Source organism: Mesorhizobium sp. AR02, from assembly GCF_024746835.1.
Classification (GTDB): domain Bacteria; phylum Pseudomonadota; class Alphaproteobacteria; order Rhizobiales; family Rhizobiaceae; genus Mesorhizobium.
In genome coordinates this window covers 224,505-244,395 of sequence record NZ_CP080530.1, presented here as the reverse complement: position 1 = coordinate 244,395, position 19,891 = coordinate 224,505, and the positions used below count along the sequence as shown (strand labels likewise).

Sequence of the window (19,891 nt, the reverse complement as noted above, 5' to 3'; positions counted from 1 at the left end):
GTCTACTATCAGTCGAGTTTGCCGCAGCGCCGTCACTGGGCGGCCGGCAACTTCGGGCCCTCCAGGAGCTGAACTGTTTCGGGCGGGGACGTTCCGCGCATCCCACCTGAAGCGATCGCCGGTCCCGAGACGGGCTTCGACCTTGCCTCCTTATTGAGGGCGCGGGCGTCTGTTTTGGCGGGCGTCTAGACCTGCTCTGCCGCAATAGACCCCGCCGCGGGCATTTCTCCCTGGACCAGTACAAGCACTTCCACGATGGCTGCGAGGCATCCCGGGGCAGCCTTTGTGTAGCAACTGATCTGCTCCATGGCGGTTTGCCGATGGTGAGTTCGATAGCCGCCGACAATGAGGCGACCGCGGCGCGGCCGCTGAAGGTCTGGCGCTCGGCGGCAGTGATCCTTGACGTCCCCCGGTCGATGCCGTTGACAGATTCAAACATGTCGCCGTAGCGGATGGTCCCGAGCTTACCTCCTGAATTGGCTGTTTCCAGAACGTCGGCATGCGTCCGGTTGAAGTGTTCCTTGGCCTTCCCGCTAAAGTTCCACATGCGGCTTCTCGGGCGATCAGCCGAAGGACTTGCCGCAAGCGCACTTCTCCCGCGCGTTTGGATTATCGAAGACGAAGCCGGAGGACTCCAACCCCGTGACAAAGTCGACGGTCATGCCTGCTACATGGGGTTGAGACCCTACGTCCACGAATACCTTGACCCCATCTGCCTCAATGATCGCATCGCCCTCGCGCAAGACGCTCTCGGGGCCCATCGAGTATTTGAAGCCGGCGCAGCCGCCGGTCTGGACCATGATACGAAAGCCTTCCGCCGGCTCGCTGGCGCGGGAAAGGACGGTCTTGACGGCAGCAACTGCGGTGTGGGTGAGCGTAATCATGGCTCGAATTTCTCCTCAATCCGTCACGCATTTGCGGACGACAGTGCACGTGCCATGCCAAAGTAAAACGTTTTTAAAACAAAAGCTTGGCCCTTCAGCCCTGTGTCGGATGTGCGACATTGTCGGAAGTGCGCACGTCGCTCGTCACGTGAATTGCGCCGTAGCAATCCCGTCCTCGTTCCTGGAAGACGGCTGGGCGACACAACTGATGGTTTGTCTAACCCGCGACACAGTGGTCTCGGCGTGGGTCGTGCCACTCCTGCCTAAACCCTTGACCCGTATGCGAACGTCTTTCCGAGGTCGCTTCTGCGCAATTGGCACGACTTTTGAAGCCCCGCTTTGGAAGGCGGCACAACTGCCGACCGACACTGATTCGCGGGTGGCCTCGCGATCAGTGGAACAATGTAAGGGAAGCAAGATGTCAGGTTTTGACCAGATCCGCTTTCTGAAGGAAAGCAGCCCCGCCCGTCCACCCCCAAACGCGGGATCGGTCGGTTGGCGTCGACCTCTACAATCGCTCGCTACCGGCCAGTCGCCGGCGACCGCTTGATGGGAGACCGACATCTGACTGTCAGTCTCGTTGCGCCGTCGTACAGCAGCCAGCGCCTTTCGAGCCGGTGATCCTGGCCGAGCAAAAGATCGGCATCGAGCACACGGGCGGGCTCGATTGGAACAGGACAGCTGATCCTCAACAATTATGTGGAAGCAGGGGTAAGACATGGAGCAGCGCGAGAAACCCTCTCCGGACCAAATCCGGCGGGCACAGGAAGACAGTCCGAAAATCCGCGAGCATGATCTCGCCGCCAAATTGAGCATTTCGGAAGCGGAGCTGGTCGCGGCGCATTGCGGTTCCGGCGCGGCGCGCATCGAGCCGCGCGTCAATGATCTGCTGATAGGCCTCGAAGCCGTGGGCGAGGTAAGGGCGGTGACCCGAAATCAAAGTGCCGTGCACGAGAAGATTGGCTTGTACAACAAGGTCGTAACCGGCAACCACCATGCCATGGTTCTCGGCGACGACATCAACCTGCGCATCTTCCCGAAGGGTTGGGCGCATGGCTTTGCCGTTGAAAAGCGCGACGACGGCAACATCCGCCGCAGCCTGCAATTCTTCGACGCCGCCGGCGCAGCAGTGCATCAGGTGGATGTCAGGCCGGCCTCCAACCTCTACGCCTATCAAAAGCTGGTGGCGGAGCTCGCATCCTCGAACCAGGAGCCGATCTTGTGGGTTAAGGCAAACGGAGCCGACTCTGACGCAGAGGTTCCGGACCAAGCCGCCATGGTCACGGAGCTGCGCGAGCACTGGAGCCGGCTGACCGACGTGCATCAGTTCTTCGACATGCTGAAGACGCTGAAGCTCAGTCGCTGCCGGGCGCTGCGCATGGTTGGCCAGGATTACGCCTGGCAACTCGACAATGCCGCCGTTGGCGCCATGTTCCAATGCGCGAGCGAAGACGAGATGCCGATCATGTGCTTCGTCGGCAATCGTGGCTGCATCCAGATCCATTCCGGCCCGATCAAGTCGGTCAAGCCCATCGGGCCGCGGATCAATGTGCTGGACGAAACCTTCCGCCTGCATCTCTCAACCCACCACATCCGCGAGGTTTGGGCCGTGCGCAAGCCGACCAGGGACGGTCACCTCACCTCACTCGAAGCCTATGGCGCCGACGGCAGAATGATCATCCAGTTCTTCGGCGAACGCCGCGAAGGCGAATGCGAGCGCGGCGACTGGCGGCTCCTAGCCGAGACCCTGCCGCGTATTCCAACCCCGACGGACCGCGTGAGGTAAGACCGATGCATGGTGATTTCCGTTTTCGCTCGGTGCCCGCGCCGGTAATGTGGGTTCTGCTGGCTACCGCTCTGCCTGCCGCTGCCACCGAGGGCGCAGCTGTCTTTTCGGATCCGCCGCGGATCGCCTCGATTGGAGGTTCCATCGCCGAGATTGCCTATGCCGTTGGAGAGTATGGTCATCATAGCTCCCGTTTCGACGACCCGAACGCCGCGCTGAAGCTATGGCTCAGCTGCCCCGCGCAGGGGGGGGTCTGTCGCTCCAGGGTCCAACATTCTGGCCTTGCTCGACGGAGGGCAAGTGATGGACGAGAAATCGATTGGTCCCATTATCACTATGCCAGAGCACGGCCTCCACAAAGGCATACTCGAAAGATTCGCGTCGCCGGCAAGGCGCGGTCGACGCCAGGGCCAGGAAGTCCTTTGCCGACAGGGCATAGGCCGAAAAGCAGACGGCCTCGATCAAAGGACGCGGAAAGACCGCGAACGCTTGGTCTATGCAGCCGCACGCAAGGTATTCATTGCGCCATTCCTTGCTTGTGACCTGTACAACCTCTGGAGGCGCAACATCTAGCTACGCAAAATCCAGTGTTTTCAGCATTGATGGTAGTGCTGGATGTACAGCAGGTCGGCATGCCTTGGGCGGCCGGGCCGGGGTTGGCGGGACCAGATGAGCTGGAGGCGGTCCTCTCCTTCGACCTGGATGGCAGCCGGGAAGCTCGAGTCGTTGATGTCGCGACGCCGCGCCAAAAAAGGCCCGGCATTAAGCATCGGCACCAATCCTGCTCATCGCGTAAACTGCAATTTGTCGCCGGGAGGAGCCATGGGTAGACAAGCTGTTCATCTGTGAGATCAAGCCGTCCGAAACTGGCAACCAGAATAACGCGATCCGGGGAGACGTCGCTCCTCAAGCGTGTCGCCGCCATTGCGAGAGACAGGAAACGAGTCGACGCTTCTAGAACCGCGCCTAGTCACCATCAGCTGCCAAGCGCGACCGGCGCTCGCCCGGGCTGCGTAACCCTGACCAACTCCGCCCGGGCGAACGCTGACCGCTCCCCGTAGGCGCGGAGGTGGGCCGGTGAGGGCGCTGGCGCTTGTCCATGCCCGATATGAAGCGGACGTTGAAGTGACAGTAGCCGCGATCCAGGCGGCTGATGCGTTTGCATCTCTCAGCGCGCTGAGCTGAAGGCATTGCCTGTCGGGCCGTCTAGGTTGCGCGCTTCGGGCCAAGCAGGAAAACTGTGAGGGCGGCGAGGAACGTGGCAACCGCGCTGTAGGCAAAGACACTGTGAACGCCGGCATATTTCACCAGTAGTCCGCCGAAAATCGCGCCCGCCGCGATGGCCACTTGGAACGTTGCGGCCGTCAGCACACCGGCGCTTTCGGCCTGCCCGGGAACGGCGCGCAGCACCATCCACGTCTGTAATCCCACCGGCACCGCACCGAAGGCAAAGCTCCATACGACAATCGCAATCGCCGAGGCCCAGGCCGATGCTCCCAGCATCAGCAACGAGATAGCGGCTATCGCCATGAGCAGGGATGGCAGGGCCGCGACTGCCTTGAGGCTGTGTTGGGCCAGGAATGCGCCAGCTAAATTGCCGAAGATGCCGCCTATGCCAGAAGCGAGCAATACCAGCGGGATTGTCTTGCTATCGAGCGCGGGAATCCTCTCAAGGACGGCGCGGATGTAGGTGAAGCTGGCAAAGTGCCCAGAAGCGACCAGGACTATGACTAAAAGGGCGACCTTGATGGTCGGCTTTTTGGCCACATCCAGCAGACTTCGGAATCCAGCCATTTCAACCGGAGGCAGCGTCGGCATCGTTACGAGTTGCACCAGCAGTGTAACGGCATTAACGACCGCGGTGATCATGAAGGGCTCTCGCCATCCCCAGATGTCGCTGACATAGGCGCCGATTGGAGGCGCGCATACGACAGCGACCGAAACGCCGGTGAGGATGATTGACATGGCGCGCGGCAGAAGGTGATTTGGAACGAGCCGCATCGCCACCGATGCCGAAATCGACCAGAAGCCTCCGAGCGCAATGCCGAACACGACGCGCGCCGCCAGGAAAACCGGCAGCGACCACGCGACTTCCGCCAGAAGGTTGGACAGGATCTGCAGCAGCATCATCGCCCACAGTACGATCCTGCGGTCCAGGCGCTTTGTGATGATGGCCATCGTCGGCGCCGAGATCGCCGCAGCAATCGCGGTCGCTGTCATCGTCTGTCCAGCCGCACCCTCGGTGATACCGAGATCGCGCGCGAGCGGCGTCAGCACGCTGGCCGGCAGAAACTCTGCCGTCACCAGCCCGAAGGTGCCCAAGGCAAGCGAAATGACCGCACCCCATGCGGGACGCGACCGTTCATCTGGCTTTTTTGGGTCGTGCGGAACAGCCTCCAGGAAGCCTGTCGCGGATTCGGTCATCGATAAGCTCGCCAGTTTGGATGCTGCAAAATGGATTGGCTGCGTTGACGCATTAAAGCCAGAAGCGCCGCTGTTCCCGGCGTTTCACGCAAGATGTTCATCGCTGCCGGACATGTTGTGATAGTGCCGCGTGCAATATCGGTGCCGGCTTCTCTGAGCTGGGGACGAGGGTGTCATTGTCGGAAGGCACCCCATCGGGCGATTCTATGGCGACCATCACCTTCGATCTCGGGCCGGCCATGCGCAAAGCAGCTAGCGAGGACGGAAGTCTGAAGGAAACGATGTCCCGCGGCGGGAACGGGGGCACGCTCTCCTCAGCGCTCATACAGAGCTTCGCGTCTCGGCCATGGTTCTGCTTGTAGCTTTCTTCGTGCCATGATGGGCTTTAACGATGAGAGCAAGCGCCATACCGCTTTACTTGGAGGCACCCGATCGATTTTTTGCAGCGACCCTTTTTGGCTTTAGCAGGAGCCCTTCGCCGAGACCGAGCCGCCGCACATTTGCCGGAACGAATGACTGCTCAGCAATCTGAGCGAGCTTCCGAGTGACAAAGCAGCTCCCACCTGTTATGTTCGACAAAACACACGCCTTGGCTAACAGCATCGGAGATGGCGATATGACGAAGACGCTGGGAATGCGGTCGTTATCGACTGCTCCGCAACAGCGCCTCGTTGCGAAAAAGAAGCGCAAGCGGAGTCTGATCCGTAAGGACGCCAACAAGGACATGCCGGGCGAGCAGAAGTTTGTCGTTCGGCAGACGCTTCGTGCTGCCATTCGCAAAGGCCTGCTCGGCTCTAAAGACGAGCGGATCACAGCACGTTTGAGCCATGCCCTCATTGAGCAGGCTAAGCGCCAGACGGGCATTAAGGGTGACACCGAGCTGCTTGAATTCGCTCTTGCGAATGTCGCGCTCGAGGACAATTTCCCCGCGACCATGGACAAGCTCGCGGGAACCATCGATCCAGACATCAAGCTCGGCTTCTGATTGAGGTTTGAGTGTCAGAATTTGATGTTGAAGCAGCCCTTCGCTCGCTTCGTGGCTTTCCAACCAAAACACTTGCTCGCCGACCTGATGATCAGCTGCCCTTCGTGAACGAGGGCGAGCTCGGCGGGCAAGCGCTATTGCTCGACACCTGTGTGTACATCGACAGGCTCCAAGGCAAAGCGCCTGCGTTGGTGAAGCAGATTATGGATGGTCGGCACAACAACCATTCAGGCATCTGCATCCAGGAGTTGGCCCACACGCTTGGTGTCCTGAAGCCCGACGATCCCCGCACCGGGGGCGTGCATAAGGCTGTGTCCGAGGTAATCCGATCCATGCCCGGACACCGGATCCTAACGCCCGATGCCGACGTCCTCGGCCGCGCTGCTGTTCTGAATGGCGTGCTCTGTCGCCTGCAGGGCTACCAGGATGACCAGAAGCTGCGCTGCCTGCATGACTGCACTCTGTATCTGCAGGCATCGAAATCGGGGCTTGTCCTGTTGACTCGGAACATCGCCGACTACGACTTCTGCCGACAACTCATTCCTGGGGGCAAAGTGCTTTTCTACAGGTAGCGCCACTCTCAATGGATTGAGGAGGAAGGTTTATTCTTTGACACCGACATGCCTATCAAAACAATCTGCACGTCGGGAAGCACGTCTTAGACAGTACCAAAATCGGTCGGTGGCGACGGTTCAGAAATGCCGCAGCCGTTCCGCACGGCTGCGTCAAGCCTCCGTCCGCCACCCTCGGAGACGTTGAAAATAGCCACTCGCTATCAACGGGTTGAATAATGATCGGTGGCTTTCGCTACCTCTTGCCGCACATTCGCTTGGTCAGCCGGACCGAGCAATGGTGCTGTATGGTTAGGGTAAATCTGCACTTCCGCACCGGCTCGGGAAAGAGGTAAGCCGTTCCGGACGGGCCGGCCGATGCATTGTCGCACACTGGTTGGCACTGTGTGTCGACCGCGTAAGGAGCGCTGTCTCTAGATCCAGCGCGTTCTTGCGTGCGCAGTCACGGGTCTACGAATACACGCTGTGGCAGCATCCACGACGCGCACTGTTGCTATTCCCGCTCTGTCGAGGGGGGCTTTGACATCCTCCAGCTCTCAGCAAGCGCGCCACTCGGGAAGTGGTGAGGACCAAATTCGGCTCGGGTCGCGGCGTTCGCATGCTTGAGGGTCCTTTCATTTGCTCCTTCGTGTGTCCGAAGCTGAACAAGAATGTCGCAATCCGACCAAAAGGCCGCCAAGACCGGGCCACCGGTTCGGACCAACTGGTGCAACGCAAACGGTGCGCTAATCGGCACGCAACTTGCCCCGACAAGTTTAGTCAGGGGACGTCAGCACTGCTTGATGGAGTTCAGCGGTGACGGCCAATCTTTACGGCGCCTGAGCCAGGACGTGCCGAACGCTGGTAATCGACGTGTGACCAGCCGTGGGATCCCGATCGAGCGCCAGAACGCCTGACATTGAGGAGAAGCCAAATGGCGATTAACTGGGTTCCAGATCACATCCCGCCCGAAATGGTGAGGGACTTCAGCCTGTTTACGTCGCCAGGCATGCTGCCGGCGCCCAACGGGGACCCGCACGCAGCGGTCGCTTGCGTCCATGCCGGGCCGCCGATCTTCTATTCTCCCTACAACACGCGCGATGGCCGCGGCACCTGGGTCATCACTCGCGCCAGCGACCAGCGCCGGGTGCTGCAGGACGCTGAAACCTTTTCGAGCCATCGCAGCATCTTCGCATCCGCGCTGGGCGAAAACTGGCCGATGATCCCGCTCGAACTTGACCCACCGGCCCATGGCGTTTTTCGCTCACTGCTCAATCCGCTGCTTTCGCCAAAGCGGGCCATGGTATTGGAGCCGGCTATCCGCGAGCGAGCGGTCGCGCTGATCGATAGGATTGCCGCAGCGGGCACAAGCTGCGACGTCATGAAGGAGTTCGCCTTTCCTTTCACGGTCAACATCTTCCTTCGCTTTCTAGGGTTGCCGGATCACCGGCTCGATACATTTGTCGGCTGGGCGAAAGATCTCATCCACGGCGACCATCTGAAACGACCGGCCGCTGCCCAGACAATTGTTGCCTTTATCGACGAGCTTGCGACCAAGCGCCGCAAGGACCCGGTCGACGATTTTATGACCTTCATCGTGCAGGCACAGGTCGAGGGCCGCCAGCTAAGCGACGTGGAAGTCCGTGGCATCGGCGTGCTTGTGTTCGTCGCGGGGCTCGATACGGTGGCAGCTGCTATAGGCTTTGACTTGGCGTATCTCGCCCGCAACCTCAAAGATCAGGAACTGCTGCGGAGCGAACCGGACCGGATCGCGCTCGCAGCTGAAGAATTGCTGCGCGCCTATCCGACCGTTCAGATGATCCGAGTGGCAACCAAGGACATCGACTTCGAAGGCGCGCCGATCCGTAAGGGGGATTACGTTTCCTGCGCCACGATGATTGCCAATCGTGACCCGGCAGAATTCGAATGCCCCAACACGATCGATCTGGCGCGAGAGAACAACCGCCACGCCGCCTTTGGCTATGGTCCCCACCGCTGTCTTGGCTCACACCTTGCCCGGCGAGAGATTGTCATTGGCCTGGAGGAGTGGCTGGCGCGCATTCCGGCCTTCCGGATCAAGAAAGGTACGGCACCCATCACCTCTGGCGGCCATGTATTCGGGATCAAAAATCTGATCCTGCACTGGTCCTGATGAAGCCAGCCCCGAGCGGGCACGGAAATTGAAGGTAGCGGTATGCGCATCATCGTCCATAAACCCAAATGCCAGGGTCACGCGCGATGCTCGGCGCAAGCGCCCGATATCTTCAAGCTCGATGAGGAGGGCTACATCCTGCCTGGTGACATTGAGGTTGCGGAGGGGAAGCACCTACTTGCGTCACGAGGCACTCGATCTTGCCCCGAACGTGCACTGGAACTCGACGCTACACCCGCTGCGCGGGCTGAATCGGATGTCATTCAACCGAGAGGCCGGCGGGTTTGATTTTCGACCATGTGGCCGCACACTGGAAAGAACGGCATGCGGCGCGCCGCCGTCCTGGGCCAACGGTGCAGGGGCATCTCCGGAAACGAGGTGCTCCCATGGTGTGAAAAAACTTGGGCGGCTTAGCGAACCTCTTCCGATCACAGGATTTGCGACCAAGACGATGGACCAGGGAAAAATTACCGAACTACTCGACCGTGAAGCGATCCGCGACTGCCTCTATCGGTACTGCCGCGGGATAGACCGCGCGGACGAGGCGGCGTTGCGCAGCGCGTACTGGCTCGATGCGCATGACAATCACGGCGCCTATTGCGGCTCGGCAGAGGGCTTCATCCGGTTTGCGCTCGGGGTCTTCCAGACCGGGCCTCGCAACATCCATCAGATCACGAACATCCTGATCGAATTCATCACCCCGACAGAAGCCGCGGTCGAGAGCTATTTCACCGCGCTGCAACGCGGACCGGACAAATACGGAGAAGTACGCCAGACGCTCCTCTGCGGCCGCTACTGCGATCTGTTTCAGAAAAGGGAAGGGGAGTGGCGGATTGCCGAACGGACGGTGGTCTACGATTGGCTCGAGGAGCAGATCCCAGCAGCGATCCCTGAGGCAGAACGGTTCGGGTCGCGGCAGCCTATCGGCGCACCTCATCCGGATGACCCAGTCTACGCGCTTGAGAAGCATCGCATCCTCCTCGCCATCAGGCCTGCAGAGGTTCCGAACGGAGACAAAAGCTATGATGATTTTGCAATGGCACAGCGATCCCGGTGAGAGCCTGCCCGGTAAAGACGTAGCCGAGAGGATTGTCTTTCTGCCCCGTAGCGGCGTGACCGCAACAGCGGTCTGCTCTGTCGCTGATAAATTTGCTGACGCAAGAACGGGACTCTGTTGCGCGGCAGTCTCCGACCCCCAAGCTCAGACCGGAGGACCGGTTCGCAGAGGCAAGTGGCTTACCTGGATCCAGATCGCCTCTCATCAAAGGGTCCGTCGCCAGCTTCGCCGGCCAACTGGCCATCACCACGACGTGCTGCTTTGCCGCAACGGATCATTTGGCCGCCGAATATTGATGGGGTGACATCGCTGAGGCTCGGCGCGGAGAAGTTCTTATGAAGCGGGCAGGACGCATCGTCATCATTACAGGCGCCGCGGGCGGGATCGGCCGGGCCCTGGTCGATATCCTTGCCGGGGGTGGAGACACTGTTGTTGCGGTGGACCTTCCGGGCAGCGGCGTGGTTGAACTGGCCCGTGGCCTCGGCGACCCGCATCTTAGCCTCGAATGCGACGTCTCGCGAGACGTGGAAGTCCTCGCCCTTTATGGCCGGGTCGAAGCGCAGTTCGCTCAAATCGACGTTCTCATCAACAACGCGGCCATCGGACCGACCATGACTGCGACTGTCGACACGGCAGCCGATGCCTTCCGGCGCGGCTTGGCAGTAAACCTGATTGGGCCGTTTGTCATGGCCCGCGAAGCGGCGAGGCGGATGAAGCGGGACGGCGTCATCGTTAACGTCGCTTCGCTGGGGGGGATGGTCGGCAGTCCCAGGCGCAATGCCTACGCAGCCTCGAAAGCGGGCCTGATCTCGTTGACGAAGTCGTTTGCATGCGAATGGGCTTCGCGCGGCATACGCGTGACGGCGGTTGCGCCAGGCTATGTGCGCACGCCGATGGTCGCAGAACTGGAACGCGCGGGTAAAATGGACCTTGCGGCGGTACGCCGCCGCGTGCCGATGGGGCGCATGGCGCGGCCCGACGAGATCGCCCGGGCCGTGCGTTTTCTGACCAGCGTTGAGGCGCGCTACATCACCGGATCGGTGCTGGTGGTCGACGGCGGCTGGACGTCATTCAACCAGCCGGGGGACGCGCACCCGGCGGTGGAAGGGACGCCCAGAGCCGAGCTCTCTTCTGAGAGCGAACGAACCGATGCGCGAATCGTGCTCGTCACGGGTGGCGCGAACGGCATAGGCGCCGCCATAGTTCGCTGTTTTGCAGCGACCGGCGATACCGTCGTGATTGCTGATAAAGATCGCGCTGCTGCTACTGTACTCGCTGGATCGCTCGGCGGAAAGAACCTGGCGAAATTCGTGGATGTGGCCATCGAGAGCGAGGTGGTGGCGCTGTTCGAGGAGATGAGGGGATGCTTCGGGCGCATCGACATCCTCGTCAACGGTGCTGCTATTGCCGACACCTTTGTGGCGGGCTTCGAACAAATGCCGGCAGAAATCGACCAGGTCCTGGATGTCAATCTCACCGGCGCCTTCACTTGCGCGCGTGAGGCGGCCAAAGCGATGCGCCCCGGCGGCGTGATCCTCGATCTCGGATCGATCAACAGCTTTCTGCCCTTTTGCGCCGCGCCATGCCTACGGCGCCTCGAAAGCGGGGATGGACATGCTGACCCGATGCATGGCGGCCGAACTCGGGCCGGTCGGCATTCGGACAGCCACCGTCGCTCCCGGTTACATCCGCACGTCTGCACTTGCTCAGTTGGTGAAGGCCGGCTGCATCGACTCAACAGCGATCGCACGACGAATTCCGATGGGCATGATGGGACGGCCGAAAGACGTCGCAGACGCGGCGTTTTTCCTCGCTTCGTCTGACGCCTCATACATCAACGGCTCGATCCTCTATGTGGACGGCGGCTGGACCTCGTTCGGCGATGCGGGAAACGCCAGCGAATTCTATGACGAATATTTTGCGGAGGACGCGGGTTGATTATCGCCATTCGCCATTCGCCAGGCGACGGCTGCGGCTCGTCGAAGCCGATACGACATCCAAGGCTTCAAGCTCCGCCCGCGCCGCGCCCGCAGCGCTGTCTACGATCGAAGATGTTCGGCGGCGACGAACACGTCCGCATCGCGGTCGAAGCAGTTCCAACCGCTCGCGGGCGCGCGTGCAACCGCAGAATGCGAGCGGTTTGCCGCAAGACTATGCCGCCGCCAACCATCGGATCCACACCGTGGCCAAAGCCATCTGTGCGCATGCCGATCGCATCCCCTGTTCTACCAATTCCCTCTGGAGACATGAAAGACCATGGAATTCGCAACCTTCATCCTGGCCGCCCAGCGCGGCTATCATCAATCTTCCGACAGCGTCATCCGCAACTCAATCGAACAAGCCGTTCTTTCGGAGCAGGCTGGCTTCAACACCGCCTGGTTCGCCGAGCACCACTTCAACAATTACAGCCTTGTTCCGTCGCCCTTGATGATGGTGGCGCACTGCGCCGGCCTGACAAGCACCATTCGCCTCGGCACTGCCGTGTGCGTGTTGCCGCTCTATCACCCGCAGCGACTGCTTTCCGAGATCGGCTTCGCCGACGTCGTGGCGAACGGCCGTCTCGAGCTCGGAGTCGGCGTGGGATACCAGCAATTCGAGTTCGAACGCTTTGGCGTCAACATCGATGAGGCGCCGGCCATCTTTTCGGAATATCTGGACATCCTTCTGAAGGGCCTCAACCAAAATATTTTCGAGCACGATGGCCGGTATGAGAAGATACCCCCGACGGCGATTTCGGTGCCCACCGTCCAGAAGCCGACCCCGCCGATCTGGATCGCCGGCGGTCCCCCGCGCATGAGCCGGGCCTATCGCGAGGGACACAATTTCTTTGTCACAGCATTCCACAACGGCTTAGAGACTTTGAGCACGCTGCGCGAATCGATCGAGGAGGCGGCGGCTTCCGAAGGTAAGAATGTCACGGACGCCAAGATATCGCTGCTGCGTTGCTGCTATGCCAGCGACGACCAGGCAGAGATAAACAGCTATCTCGACAATGCCCGCTTCCAGCGCCGGCTGTCTGAAGCACTGCATCAGCGCCGCCAGCAGAGCCTGGACGGCTATTTGCTGCAGGAAACGCCGACGCAGCAGGATCTGTCATTGGAGACTATGCGCGAGAACCTGCCGATCGGCAGCGTGAATCGCGTGATTGATCGCCTACTGGAAGAGATGGATATCCTGAAACCGGACCAGATCGCAATTCAGACCCAATTGGGGGATTTCGACCAAAAGACAATGCTGCGCCAGATCGAGCTCTGGGGAGACAAGATCATCCCGGCGGTCAACAAGTCCCTCCCTCAGGCGAGGGTTTGAAATCCGCAACGGCTTGAGCTTCCACCTCATCTGCTTGTCGTCTCGAAAGGGCAGAAACGCGCGCACAAGGTAGGACGGAATCTCCAGGTCGCTTGTCGTGATGGGGTTTGGGGTAACCTATGTCGAAGATCAGTCAAACCAGTGCCTTGCCAGGCTATCCATCGCTGTGGCTCCGGTCTGCGGCCCGGAAGCGGTGTCACTACGCCGCTCGCATAGTGAGGATGCAGCTTCCGCATGCCCGCGGTACCCCGGGCGCTCAGCAGCTGCAAGAAAGCTCCATGCATTGGGGAACTCCCGATGAGCGCTTTCGTCACCCGCGACGCCTCCAGATGGGTGCCGCGATATCTGACCACTCTCGACGGCACGACCTGCATCGGCTTCGGCCGCTGCTTCAAGGTCTGCTCGCGCGGGCGGTGCACCTCCATAGCGTCGATCAGCGAGTGAACCCTCCGTGCCGGCGAGGGCGAACACCTCGACGCCGAGCTCAACCGCATGATCATGCTCGTCGACCAGGCCGGCCGCTGCATTGGCTGCGGAGCCCGCGTTTACCCAAAGAACTGCCAGACGCATGTTGCGGCCGACAAGGTCGCGGCAGACGACCAGGAGAACGGCACCATGTTCGCTCATCACTATAGTTGGCTCTGCGCCCGCCAATGGCCGCGGATCGAGTTGAAGAGTGGGTTCGATCAGCATGTGCTTGCCTGTGTGCTTTCGTGTGCGCTCGAGGAGGTCGAGGCCGGCGAGGCGACGGCGACGGAGTCGACTGGCCTTTCGCGCGCAGAGCTGCGCGACGTGCTGACCCACAGTTTCCCCGCTACCGCGATGAACGCCTTCGCCTTGGACGAGCTATGCGACCCCAAGCCGGAAATGGAAGAAGAACTTCTGCACAGCCTGCTGCTGGCGCATGCCCGGCCGGGCGACCCGGCGAGCGCCTGCTTCGCTAAGATCGTCGCCCGGCGTGCCATGCGCAACAACCATCTCTGGCAGGATCTTGGCCTTCTCAATCGGGCCGAGCTCAGCCGCCTGCTTTCCACGCATTTTCCGACCTTGGCAGCCGGCAACACCCAAAACATGAAATGGAAGAAGTTCTTCTACCGCAAACTCTGCGAGGCCGAAGGTTTTTCGCTATGCACCGCGCCCACTTGCCGGGAATGCAATGATTTCGAAAGCTGCTTCGGCCCCGAGCAAGGCGAAAGCCGCCTCGCACACATCAAGAACGGGATCGCTTTGGATTAAGCGCCGCTTTCGTCAGCGCTGCTAGGCCGCGGAGCCTTGATCGCCCTCTAGCCATAAGCGCTTTTCCCGTCGCCGTTGCACAGAGGAGGGGATGTTCATCGCTTCGCGATATTTTGTGACGGTGCGGCGTGCAACATCGATGCCGGTTTCCTTGAGCCGGGCAGCGATATCATCGTCGGAAAGCACGTCAGCAAGCGATTCTCCGGCGACTATCGCTTTGATCCGATGACGCACAGCTTCGGCGGAGTGCGCGTCGCCGCCTTCGCAGGAGGCGATCGCGACAGTGAAAAAGTACTTCAGCTCGAAAACACCGCGTGGGGTAAGCATGTACTTGTTGGATGTCACCCGGCTTACCGTCGACTCGTGCACGTTGATCGCTTCAGCGACAGTCCTGAGATTGAGAGGCTTCAGGTGGGAGACGCCATGTTCCAAAAAGGCCTCCTGCTGGCGCACGATTTCAGTCGCAACCTTAAGAATCGTGTTGGCGCGCTGATCGAGGCTGCGGATTAACCAGTTCGCGTTTTGCAAGCATTCGTGGAGAAATGCTTGATCTTTCGAATTTTGGACGGCCGCGCGCGAGACTTCGGCGAAGTAGGTATGGTTGATCAGCAGCTTGGGTAGCGTGTTCGGATCAAGTTCGATGTGCCACCCACCGCCAGGCGAGGGCATGACCAAGACTTCGGGCATGACGCATTCCGGCCCTCCGGTGTGGAACTGATTTCCAGGCTTGGGGTCGAGAGCACGGATTTCATGCAACATGTCGAGAAGGTCTTCTTCATCGACGCCGCAATGCTGCTTCAATGCCTGAAAATCGCGTCTCGCAAGCATCTCAAGGTTGGCAACCAACGCTGCCATCGCCGGGTCGAACCGGTCTCGCTGGCGCAACTGGATCTCAAGGCATTCGCTGAGCGTTCGCGCAAAAAGTCCCGGTGGATCAAAGTGCTGCAAGATTCCGAGCACCCGTTCCACATCGTCCGCCCGGACGTTTAGGCTGCTGGCCAGTTCCACAAGGCTTACCTGAAGATAGCCAGTATCTTCCAAATGAGTGGCAAGCTGGCCAGCAATCAGCCTCTCCTGCGATGTGAACGCAGTCAGGGCGATCTGACGCGCGACGTGGTCGTGCAATGTTTCGGCGGAGACGGAAAAATTGTCGACTGCATTGCCCGCGCCCGGCGGGGCGTTGGCTGTGTTGCCGGTCGAGTTGCCGGTCGATTTCGATTGCATGAACCTTTCCGGGGCCTCGGCACTGATCGGCTTGTCAAAGTCCTTTTCACGTACGCCGATGTCGGGAACCTCTTCCGGAATCGACCAATCATCTCCAGACGGCCCTTCCTCGCTTGGCGCCAACTCCAAAAGCGGGTTCTTTGCGATTTCCTGCCCCACGTACTGATGCAGCTCGGTATGCGCCAGTTGCAGCAATCGGATCGACTCAATCAGTTGAGGCGACGCAATCATAGATTGCTTCTGACGTTGAAGCAGGCTTGCTGAGGATTGCATGGTGGGCGCGACTCCTGTCGAGCGTTGCTCTGGCGGTGGCCAATGGGATCTGCGAGGCTTTGACGCTGCTAGGTCATGCGGCAGCCTTGAGGGTTTCAAGAACGTTCTGCGGGGATGATACGCCATAGGGGTCGGCCTCGCAGTTGTCGGAGAAACCATCCTCCTCAAACCACTGCTCCACCACGCCATTGTTGATAAGGGCGGCGTAGCGCCAAGAGCGCATACCGAAGCCGAGATTGTCCTTGGCAACCAGCATGCCCATTTTGCGCGTAAACTCGCCCGATCCATCCGGGATGAGCCGTACCTTCTGCAGGCCCAAGGATTTCCCCCACGCATTCATGACGAAGGCATCGTTGACGGAAAGGCAGTAGATGGCTTCAATTCCCTCCTTCTCAAACTCGTCATAGAGGTCTTCGAATTTGGGCAGTTGGTAGGTCGAGCAGGTCGGCGTGAAGGCGCCAGGTAGCGAGAACAGGATGACGCGCTTGCCGGCAAAGTAGTCGTCGGATGTCTTTTCTTCCCAGCGATATGGATTGGGCCCCTGAACTGACTCATCGCGCACACGCGTGAGAAAGGTGACGAAGGGAACCCTCTTGTGCACGGTCATCAGCTTGCTCCTTTAAATGAAAACTTGTGCACGCCTTCTGGGCGTGCCGACATTTGTCGGCCTCGGCGCCCCAGGCACCAGATAAGCCGACCCGCTTTGATTCTCGTGGGATGGGAGCATCTTGGCTTCTGGTCTTCATTACCCGAACGACGTCGACATAGGTGATCTTGGTGGCTTCGGGCGGCGCCGACAGCCTTTTGCGGCGATCGCCTGAAGGGGACATCGACGACCCGCTGCTCGTCATCGAGGAAACAGGCGTGGTGATTAGAAGGGTCAGTTTCGAAATAGGGCTGTGACGCGCCAACTGTTGGGTTGCGAGAGAAAGCCCCGATTTCGGAGTACCGAAGGTGGTTGGCAGTGATGCCCCGACGTCAGCTTGGGCATCCCTTTTTGGGAGTTCTTTGACACTCACACGTTGATCAGGACCGGCCAGCAATTGGGGGAGCGCCATGAATTGGCGCGTCGGTCCCAGAACAGCCATGCGCAAGACAGCTACCGAGCACGGAGGTCTGGAAGGGATGATACTTCGATGTATAGCCGGAATGGGCATAGTTTCCTCAGGCGCTTGCATGCAGCTTCGCGTATAGGCCATGGTTCGTTCGTGGCTTTCATATGTGCTGGATGCGTTCTAGGGACTACATCGCAAGCGCCATGCCATTTGACTTGAAGCAGGGGTTCACTGCTTCGCAGGCAACCGTTCAGCGCGAGCAGGAGCGGGGCGCGCCTTTAGTCGCTTACTCGCCCCTCAGCAAAGGTACTGAGCTCGACCAGGTCACCGTATCAGCGTTCCCTGGATCGAAGTGGTATCGATCGGCTATGTCGTAAAGCTCGGAAATCCGCGGGCTCGCAAGACAGGCAGTTTGCGGTGGGCGTCCAATCACACCCCGAAGGTCGCACAACGGGCGCGTACTGTCAGGCGGTCACAACTTCCGCTCTGGCTCAGGTGGCTGCCGCGTTCGTTCAGGGCAGGTCGGTCCGTTTGCGCGACTGAGGTGGGGTGAGGTGAGGTATCTACCAGCAAACCATGTTGTGTCTGAGACTGGACGAGAATGTCGAAAGCCCGACGAAATCGTGACCTGGCCGGGCCGCGCGCACGGAGAAGTGGTGCAGCATCATCGGCGCAAGTCCGGCACGCAACTTGCTTCGATAATTCTGCCTGTCGGCCGCGCGTCGCGGAGGGCCCAAGCTGCTTGAATTCGCGACCGATCTCATCCGCGCTTGTGGCGGGTGGACTGCCTCCGCAACAGCCGCCTCCGGCGGGACTGTACAACCTACTGGTGACCGACTGTGTGATCTCAATCCGGTGCATGAACACTGACCTCCGAGATAAACCAGATGGCGACCAGACCGGTTTCAGACCATGTTGGGTTCGAAGTAGCGATGGACCCCGACCTGTTTATGTCGCCAGGCATGCCACCGACGCGCAGGAACGCAGCTGGTCGGCGGCGTCCGTGCCCGCCGCCGCCCGTCGCCTTTTTTGTTCGCCGTATAACACGCGCCATCGTCGGGGTGACTAGATCATCACATGCTCCAAAGAGACCAGCGCGGGGTGCTGCAGAACACCGAAACCCATCTTCGCCTCCGCATCCGCCGGATCCTCGCTGCTCATCCGCCGCTGCCGCGGCATTGGTAAGCAGAAAGGCGAACGCGACATCAAGATATCCATCCCGTAAATGTGCCCCATCCAACCAATCGATTTTCCAAAGCTCCGCTGAGAAATATATGAAGGCGCTTGGTTTTGGTGGGCCGTATCACAAGTAGTATTTGGGATAACAATGGGTATTCGGTTAGCTCAAGTTCCGAAACCGTCGGCAGCGAGGGTCACGACGTGCTCTTGGATTTCAAGGGCAATGTCTGGAACGACGTTAGTCGAGGCGATGACGCCACCTTGGCTTGCGAGGGCAAGGATCAATCGGTCGCGAACAAGGCTGGGACGCACTCTCCCGTGACAACGGCCGCGACAAACCGCGTAGTTTCTGTGAGGAGAATGAGAAGTTCTACGATCCCGGCGAAAAAGTCCCCTACGCTGGTGACGGCTGCCGTGGGCGCCATGTTCCAGTTCCACGATCGAATGTCGAAGCACTTTTGCCTCTGCCGCCGCGAATAGCGAGAACAATTCGCAAGATTGTACGCAACCCTAGATGGGGTACCGCCGCGAGTTATTGGTGTGTCACCAAGTTCAGGTCTGCTCAATGTCAATCTGTAATCGGTTAGCCTAAATCAGCGCGGTTGCGGGGTCGAAGCCGCCAGTCTGCTTCATGGACGGAAGCCAAGGCTTGCGCCAGGCGTCGCCCCGCACTTGACCACATGCGTCGCCCTATTGGCGATCAGGGGCCTGCTAGGACAGCCGCAATCGGAAACATCAGTTCGCATTAAGGAGCAAAAACAATATGCATCGTCGTAATCTGATTAAAGGGTTCGTCGCCCTCGGAGCATGCCCGGTTTGCGTTCAAGCCGCGCATGCGGCCAGCACTCATTGGGGATATACAGGCCCGGACGGACCGGAGCACTGGGCCGATTTGGACAAGAAAAATTTCGCCTGCTCGGCAGGCACGCAGCAATCACCGATCAATATCAAGAGCGCAGTCAAGGCCGAGATTCCACATATCGCCATCGGTTGGGGAAAAGGCGGCGGCAAGATGGTGAACAACGGCCACACCATCCAAATCAATATGCCGGAAGGCAGCACGCTGACTCGCGGGGATCGTGTCTACGAACTGGTACAATTCCATTTTCATGCGCCGAGCGAACACCAGATGGCGGGCAAGACCTTCCCGATGGAAGCGCATTTCGTTCATAAGGACACACAGAGCGGTGGTCTGGGTGTGCTGGGCGTCTTTTTGAGGCCGGGCGCGACAAATGTCAGCTTTGCCGGCCTTGCCGCGGCCTTTCCCGGAAAGTCAGGCGAGGAGATCGCGGTCGACGAGGTCGATCCCAACGGGCTCCTGCCGGCGTCGCTTGGCTACTGGACCTACGAGGGGTCATTGACGACACCGCCATGCACCGAAAACGTCGAGTGGATGGTGGCAATGGAGCCGGTCGACGTCGACCCCGCAGACATCGAGCGATTTACCTCACTCTATCCGTTGAACGCGCGGCCTATCCATTCACCTAATCGGCGCTTCATTCTAGGCCTCGGTTGAGTCGGCTCTGTTGCGGTTCCATCCAGCAAAGCTCAGCAAATGGCACGAGCTTTGAAACTTAAGTGCGAGTCGGCGAGAGCTGCCGACCCGCATCACTTCCAACCAGGAGAACGGCCTTGCCCTTTGGAACTTTTTATCGCGTCTGACGCGTCACTGGTCCTATGCAGTAACGCTCTAATTGTCTCGTCCAGCATTCCATCCGCAACAGTCTGCACAACGCTGCGGTTTCGGGCGGCGCATATTCAGCTGGTCGTTTACCC

At 59.8% G+C, this 19,891-nt stretch carries 14 protein-coding genes and 2 pseudogenes; 11 read left to right on the top strand and 5 right to left on the bottom strand.

The genetic code is table 11. The features are described from left to right. Positions 1–563: 563 nt before the first annotated feature. Positions 564–884: an iron-sulfur cluster assembly accessory protein gene (locus DBIPINDM_RS01015; protein WP_183455281.1), complete on the bottom strand. Its 321-nt coding sequence runs from the start codon at positions 882–884 to the stop codon at positions 564–566. A gap of 718 nt (positions 885–1,602) precedes the next feature. On the opposite strand from DBIPINDM_RS01015, the gene DBIPINDM_RS01010 reads away from it, so the two are divergent. Continuing rightward, the gene (locus tag DBIPINDM_RS01010; RefSeq protein ID WP_258581050.1) at positions 1,603–2,670 is read left to right on the top strand and encodes a hemin-degrading factor; all 1,068 of its coding nucleotides are present in this window, start codon (positions 1,603–1,605) and stop codon (positions 2,668–2,670) included. Positions 2,671–3,876: 1,206 nt separating this feature from the next. Here the strand turns inward: DBIPINDM_RS01010 and DBIPINDM_RS01005 are convergent. Continuing rightward, the gene (locus tag DBIPINDM_RS01005; RefSeq protein ID WP_258581049.1) at positions 3,877–5,094 is read right to left on the bottom strand and encodes an MFS transporter; all 1,218 of its coding nucleotides are present in this window, start codon (positions 5,092–5,094) and stop codon (positions 3,877–3,879) included. Positions 5,095–5,710: 616 nt separating this feature from the next. Here DBIPINDM_RS01005 and DBIPINDM_RS01000 point away from each other — a divergent pair. The 9 genes and pseudogenes from DBIPINDM_RS01000 to DBIPINDM_RS00960 all read left to right on the top strand — a co-directional run bounded on the left by DBIPINDM_RS01000 (position 5,711) and on the right by DBIPINDM_RS00960 (position 14,384). Beyond that, a complete protein-coding gene (locus DBIPINDM_RS01000) occupies positions 5,711–6,079 on the top strand; it encodes a hypothetical protein (RefSeq protein ID WP_258581048.1) in 369 nt (122 codons plus the stop codon). An 11-nt stretch (positions 6,080–6,090) separates the two neighbouring features. Next, complete coding sequence (locus DBIPINDM_RS00995; protein WP_258581047.1) at positions 6,091–6,651, top strand: type II toxin-antitoxin system VapC family toxin; 561 nt, start codon at positions 6,091–6,093, stop codon at positions 6,649–6,651. Positions 6,652–7,564: 913 nt separating this feature from the next. Further along, positions 7,565–8,782 (top strand): cytochrome P450, encoded by a 1,218-nt coding sequence (locus DBIPINDM_RS00990; RefSeq protein WP_258581046.1) that lies wholly within the window; start codon positions 7,565–7,567, stop codon positions 8,780–8,782. A 42-nt stretch (positions 8,783–8,824) separates the two neighbouring features. Continuing rightward, on the top strand, positions 8,825–9,070 hold the full coding sequence (locus DBIPINDM_RS00985) for a ferredoxin (RefSeq protein WP_183465736.1): 246 nt from the start codon (positions 8,825–8,827) through the stop codon (positions 9,068–9,070). Between the two features lie 163 nt (positions 9,071–9,233). Continuing rightward, complete coding sequence (locus DBIPINDM_RS00980) at positions 9,234–9,839, top strand: nuclear transport factor 2 family protein (RefSeq protein ID WP_258581045.1); 606 nt, start codon at positions 9,234–9,236, stop codon at positions 9,837–9,839. A 335-nt stretch (positions 9,840–10,174) separates the two neighbouring features. Further along, positions 10,175–11,777 (top strand): annotated as a pseudogene (locus DBIPINDM_RS00975) (SDR family oxidoreductase). 318 nt (positions 11,778–12,095) lie between these two features. Beyond that, entirely contained in the window at positions 12,096–13,148 is a 1,053-nt protein-coding gene (locus tag DBIPINDM_RS00970; RefSeq protein ID WP_258581044.1) for an LLM class flavin-dependent oxidoreductase, read from the top strand. 297 nt (positions 13,149–13,445) lie between these two features. After that, positions 13,446–13,742, top strand: a pseudogene (gene fdxB / locus DBIPINDM_RS00965) (ferredoxin III, nif-specific); the annotation flags it as partial. Positions 13,743–13,763: 21 nt separating this feature from the next. Then, positions 13,764–14,384 carry a nitrogen fixation protein NifQ gene (locus DBIPINDM_RS00960; protein WP_258581233.1) on the top strand — a complete coding sequence of 207 codons (621 nt, stop codon included), beginning with the start codon at positions 13,764–13,766 and terminating at the stop codon, positions 14,382–14,384. Between the two features lie 21 nt (positions 14,385–14,405). Here DBIPINDM_RS00960 and rpoN read toward each other — a convergent pair whose 3' ends face one another. The 3 genes from rpoN to DBIPINDM_RS00945 form a co-directional block, all read right to left on the bottom strand. Beyond that, positions 14,406–15,881, bottom strand: a complete 1,476-nt coding sequence (rpoN, locus tag DBIPINDM_RS00955) for an RNA polymerase factor sigma-54 (RefSeq protein ID WP_258581043.1) — start codon at positions 15,879–15,881, stop codon at positions 14,406–14,408. Positions 15,882–15,954: 73 nt separating this feature from the next. Next, the gene (locus tag DBIPINDM_RS00950; protein WP_258581042.1) at positions 15,955–16,488 is read right to left on the bottom strand and encodes a peroxiredoxin; all 534 of its coding nucleotides are present in this window, start codon (positions 16,486–16,488) and stop codon (positions 15,955–15,957) included. 1,513 nt (positions 16,489–18,001) lie between these two features. Next, positions 18,002–18,142 carry a hypothetical protein gene (locus DBIPINDM_RS00945; RefSeq protein ID WP_258581041.1) on the bottom strand — a complete coding sequence of 47 codons (141 nt, stop codon included), beginning with the start codon at positions 18,140–18,142 and terminating at the stop codon, positions 18,002–18,004. 736 nt (positions 18,143–18,878) lie between these two features. On the opposite strand from DBIPINDM_RS00945, the gene DBIPINDM_RS00940 reads away from it, so the two are divergent. Next, positions 18,879–19,631: a carbonic anhydrase gene (locus DBIPINDM_RS00940; RefSeq protein ID WP_258581040.1), complete on the top strand. Its 753-nt coding sequence runs from the start codon at positions 18,879–18,881 to the stop codon at positions 19,629–19,631. Positions 19,632–19,891 lie beyond the last annotated feature (260 nt).